The organism is Pseudovibrio sp. POLY-S9, from assembly GCF_001431305.1.
Taxonomy (GTDB): Bacteria; Pseudomonadota; Alphaproteobacteria; order Rhizobiales; family Stappiaceae; genus Pseudovibrio.
On the sequence record NZ_LCWX01000094.1, the window covers coordinates 37,870 to 42,900 of the forward strand.

General features: G+C 52.4%; 6 protein-coding genes. All 6 read left to right on the forward strand.

The features are described 5' to 3' along the window. A partial coding sequence (gene coxB, locus PPL9_RS08370) for a cytochrome c oxidase subunit II (RefSeq protein ID WP_057462275.1) occupies nucleotides 1-850 on the forward strand: 850 nt, incomplete at its 5' end. 82 nt (nucleotides 851-932) lie between these two features. Beyond that, the gene (gene ctaD / locus PPL9_RS08375) at nucleotides 933-2,525 is read left to right on the forward strand and encodes a cytochrome c oxidase subunit I (RefSeq protein WP_057462276.1); all 1,593 of its coding nucleotides are present in this window, start codon (nucleotides 933-935) and stop codon (nucleotides 2,523-2,525) included. A gap of 141 nt (nucleotides 2,526-2,666) precedes the next feature. Further along, nucleotides 2,667-3,599, forward strand: a complete 933-nt coding sequence (locus tag PPL9_RS08380) for a heme o synthase (protein WP_057462277.1) — start codon at nucleotides 2,667-2,669, stop codon at nucleotides 3,597-3,599. 23 nt (nucleotides 3,600-3,622) lie between these two features. Beyond that, nucleotides 3,623-3,778, forward strand: a complete 156-nt coding sequence (locus PPL9_RS32790) for a hypothetical protein (protein ID WP_200962164.1) — start codon at nucleotides 3,623-3,625, stop codon at nucleotides 3,776-3,778. Nucleotides 3,779-3,787: 9 nt separating this feature from the next. Continuing rightward, nucleotides 3,788-4,411, forward strand: a complete 624-nt coding sequence (locus PPL9_RS08385) for a cytochrome c oxidase assembly protein (RefSeq protein ID WP_057462279.1) — start codon at nucleotides 3,788-3,790, stop codon at nucleotides 4,409-4,411. Between the two features lie 58 nt (nucleotides 4,412-4,469). After that, nucleotides 4,470-5,031: cytochrome c oxidase subunit 3 (locus PPL9_RS34145; RefSeq protein ID WP_244273368.1), on the forward strand; the 562-nt coding region annotated here is incomplete at its 3' end.

Sequence of the window (5,031 nt, forward strand, 5' to 3'; positions counted from 1 at the left end):
TGCAGCACAGCCAACGCCGTGGCAGATGGGCATGCAGCCTGCGGCGACGACAGTGATGGAAGACATTCGCTGGTTTAACGATTTTACCCTGATCATTATGGCCGGCGTGACGGTTTTCGTAGCACTCCTGCTGCTTGTTGTGATCATCAGGTTCCGCAAGAAGGCGAACCCAACGCCATCTCGCACTTCACACAACACTATGATCGAGGTTGTTTGGACGGTTGTCCCAATCCTCATTCTGGTGATGATCTCAGTTCCGTCTTTCCGTTTGCTCTTCAAACAGCTTGATATCCCTGAATACGAAATGACCATCAAGGCAACTGGTTACCAGTGGTATTGGGGTTATGAGTATGCGGATGAAGGCATGGAAGATGTCTCATTCGATGCTTATATGCTTGAAGATGCTTCTGAATTGGCAAAAGATAACTATAATCAATCTCGCGAAGCTCTTAAACCAAATGAACCACGTCTCTTGGCTGCCGACTACAACATTGTTGTCCCGGTCGACACAACAGTACGCGTTCAGGTGACCGCTGGGGATGTGATACACTCCTTTGCAGTTCCTGCATTTGGTATCAAAATTGATGCAGTGCCTTTTCGACTGAACGAAACCTGGTTCCGTGCTGATAACACCGGCATGTTCTACGGTCAGTGTTCGGAGCTGTGCGGAACACGTCATGCATTCATGCCAATCGCCGTACAGGTTGTGACCAAAGAACAGTATCAGGCCTGGGCCGAAGCTGCTCGCTCGGACATCGACGAAGCAAACACACTCCTCGCAAATCTGATTGCTGATGAGAAGAAGGTTGCTGCCACCGCAGCCACCGACGTGAAGGTTGTGTCCCGTTAAGCGGGGCCACTGATTGAGCCGAGTATGCGCGCGTCAAGGGCTGCAGCGCATACGAGCAAGAACTTTACGAGGGAGCACAAGTATGTCTGCGTCTGAAACGCATGCACATGACCATCCAACTGGATGGGTGCGGTGGGTCTACTCCACCAACCACAAGGATATCGGTATCCTTTACCTGATCTTCGCGATCATGGCTGGTATCATCGGCGGTCTTCTGTCCATCGCAATGCGGATGGAACTTCAAGATCCCGGAATGCAATATTTTCCAAATGCTGGAATGTTCAACGTATTCACTACTGCGCACGCGCTGATCATGATCTTCTTCATGGTTATGCCAGCGCTTATCGGTGGTTTCGCGAACTACTTTGTTCCGATCATGATCGGTGCGCCTGATATGGCGTTCCCACGTATGAACAACATTTCCTTCTGGCTTCTGCCACCAGCATTCATTCTTCTGTTGTTGTCTCTATTTGTTCCTGGAGCGGCAGGTGAGTATGGTGTTGGCGGAGGGTGGACTATCTATCCGCCGTTGTCGACATCGGCATCTCCTGGTCCTGCAATGGACTTTGCAATTCTGGCGCTACACGTTGCCGGTGCATCTTCCATTCTGGGTGCCATCAACTTCATCACCACCATCTTCAATATGCGCGCGCCTGGCATGACCATGCACAAGATGCCGCTGTTCGTATGGTCCGTGCTGGTAACAGTCTTCCTGCTGTTGATCTCTCTGCCTGTTCTGGCTGGCGCGATCACCATGTTGCTGACAGACCGTAACTTCGACACCACCTTCTTCACAGCTGCCGGTGGCGGTGACCCAATTCTGTTCCAGCACTTGTTCTGGTTCTTCGGTCACCCTGAAGTGTACATTCTGATCTTGCCTGCATTCGGCATCATCTCCCACATCATCTCCACCTTCTCGCACAAGCCTGTGTTCGGTTATATCGGCATGGCCTACGCGATGGTTGCGATTGGTGTTGTTGGGTTTGTCGTTTGGGCGCACCACATGTTCACCGTTGGTCTGTCCGCAGACACGCAGGCGTACTTCCTGTTCGCCACCATGGTGATTGCAGTGCCAACCGGCATCAAGATCTTCTCATGGATTGCGACCATGTGGGGCGGTTCCATCGAGTTCCGCACGCCAATGATCTGGGCGATTGGCTTTGTGTTCCTGTTCACCGTTGGCGGTGTAACCGGCGTTCAGCTGGCAAACGCAGGTCTCGACCGCGCGCTACATGACACCTACTACGTTGTGGCTCACTTCCACTACGTTCTGTCTCTGGGCGCTGTGTTCGCGATCTTTGCAGCCTGGTACTACTGGTTCCCTAAGATCTCCGGTTACATGTACTCCGAGTTCCTCGGCAACCTGCACTTTGCGCTTATGTTCATCGGTGTGAACCTCGTGTTCTTCCCGCAGCACTTCCTTGGTCTTGCTGGTATGCCACGCCGTTATGCCGACTATCCGGATGCATACGCTGGCTGGAATATGGTTTCCTCCTACGGTTCCTACCTCACTGGTTTTGCAGTGCTCATCTTCTTGTGGTGTGTCCTTGACGCATTCATCAAGAAGCGTGTGGCTGGCGATAACCCATGGGGCAAAGGCGCAACTACTCTGGAATGGACCCTGTCTTCACCTCCTCCATTCCACCAGTTCGAGATCCTTCCAAAGATCAAGTAACTGCACCGAAATTGCCGGGGGCGTGTCAGCGCCCTCGGTTATAGCTAAAGCACAAGCCCGGAAGTGCTCCAATGTTCCGGGGATGAAGTCTAGAACGCTGAAAAACGGCACAGGTTTCAATATCGCGACAGAGGTACAGGCATGACAATGCTGGAACAGACACAAGGACTTCACGAGGACGCAACCGATCTTGGTGGTCGTGGAAGCGTTTCTGATTACATCGCGCTGCTCAAGCCGCGGGTAATGTCTCTTGTTGTGTTCACAGCAGCTGTTGGTCTGGTCATGGCTCCGGGCAATCAGCACCCGGTCCTCAGCTTCATTTCTATTCTTTGCATCGCCATTGGTGGTGGTGCATCTGGTGCGCTGAACATGTGGTGGGATGCAGACATTGATGCTGTCATGTCCCGCACTAAAAAGCGCCCGATCCCGGCAGGCAAAATCACACGTCAGGAAGCCCTTGCTTTTGGCATGGTTCTGTCCTTCGGTTCTGTTCTGACCCTCGGTCTGGTGGCAAACTGGATGGCCGCCGGTCTGCTGGCGTTCACGATCTTCTTTTACGTGGTCATCTACACAATGTGGCTCAAGCGCAGCACGCCGCAGAACATCGTTATCGGTGGTGCAGCTGGCGCACTTCCACCAATGGTCGGCTGGGCAGCTGTTACAGGTGACGTAACGCTGGTCAGCATCGCACTGTTTATGATCACCTTCACCTGGACACCTCCACACTTCTGGGCTTTGGCGCTGGTTAAAAACGGCGACTACCAGGCTGCTGGCGTCCCAATGTTGCCGGTCGTCGCAGGCGAAACCGCGACCCGTCATCAAATCGTTTTGTATTCTTTGCTGCTGCTACCGGTTGGCATGGCACCGTACTTCCTAGGCTTTGCCTCCGTGTTCTATGGTGTTGGCTCTGCCATCCTTGGCTTGGTGTTTCTCGGTTATGCAATCCGTGTCTGGAGAGTGCGCGAGGGTGATGCAGCCAAGAAAACAGCAATGTCTCTCTTCAAGTTCTCTTTGTTCTATCTGATGCTGATTTTTGCTGGGTTGCTCGCTGAGAACATGATTGGTCTGGTCTAACGCATAACTGGAAAGAGAAGAAAATGAGCAAGCAAAAAGCAGTTTTTTCTGAAGAGCAAGCCAAGACCCGCCGCGGACGTTCAGTGGCTCTTGCAGTCACACTCGGCGTTCTTGTTGCTATGTTTTATGTGATCACCATCGTGAAGCTCGGTCCGGGCATCATGGATCGTCCACTGTAAGAGACGCAAATGACTGATCAAAAACCAAAAACAGCAGAACAAGCCAAAGTAAACCGCAGCAACGCTACCGTCGCTGTGATTTGCGGGGGCGTGTTCTTTGGAATGGTTGGTTTGTCCTTTGCAGCTGTCCCGCTTTATCAGCTCTTCTGTCAAGTGACGGGCTATGGCGGCACCACACAGCGAGCAGAAGAGGCATCCGATACGATCCTTGATCGTGAGATCATCGTGAGCTTTGACGCCAACGTCGCTCCGGGTCTGGATTGGGATTTCAAACCAAAACAAAAGAAAGTCCGCGTGAAGCTGGGCCAGATGACCGAGATTATGTACGAGGCCCAAAGCCTCGCGCATCAGGTTTCTACCGGGACTTCCACGTTTAACGTGGCGCCTTTCGAAGTCGGGGGCTACTTCAACAAAATTGATTGCTTCTGCTTTACCGAGCAACCGCTTGAAGCAGGAGAATCGATCGATATGCCGGTCGTGTTTTTCATCGATCCGGAACTGGACAAGGACGAGAGCCTGAAGAATATCAAGGAAATCACCTTGTCCTACACATTCTTTGAATTGCCGAAAGACGGTGAGGAAGAAACAGCTGCAGTGGCTTCTCCAAGCGACGCGGCCACTGACAAGCTTTAGGTTGCGAGACGGATCTGCCTTTTGCAGAAGCGACCTTTTTTGAAATGGGGAGAAAGATATGGCTGGTGTTAAAAACCACGATTATCACATTATCGAGCCAAGCCCATGGCCATTTGTTGGGTCAGTTGGGGCGCTGGTTATGGCAATCGGCGCGATTGTATTCATGCGCATGAGTGAGGGCGGCGTAAGCTTCTCATTTCTGAGCAACGCTGATGGCGAAACAACCGTTGGCTTTACGCTGAACGGTTGGGGCCTGTTTGCAATTGGTCTTGGTATCGTTCTTTACACCATGTTTATGTGGTGGCGTGACACGGTTAAGGAATCTCGCGAAGGGCACCATACACGCGTTGTATCCTTGCACCTGCGCTACGGCATGCTGCTGTTCATCCTGTCCGAAGTTATGTTCTTCGTAGCATGGTTCTGGGCCTTCTTTGATGCATCCCTGTTCGCGGGGGAAGCTGCGCAGTTTGGCCGTGTCGAGCACACTGGTGGTGTTTGGCCGCCACAAGGCATCGAAACCTTCGATCCGTGGCACCTGCCGCTGTTGAACACATTGATCCTGCTTCTGTCTGGTACAACAGTAACCTGGGCACACCACGCACTGGTTCATGGGGACCGTG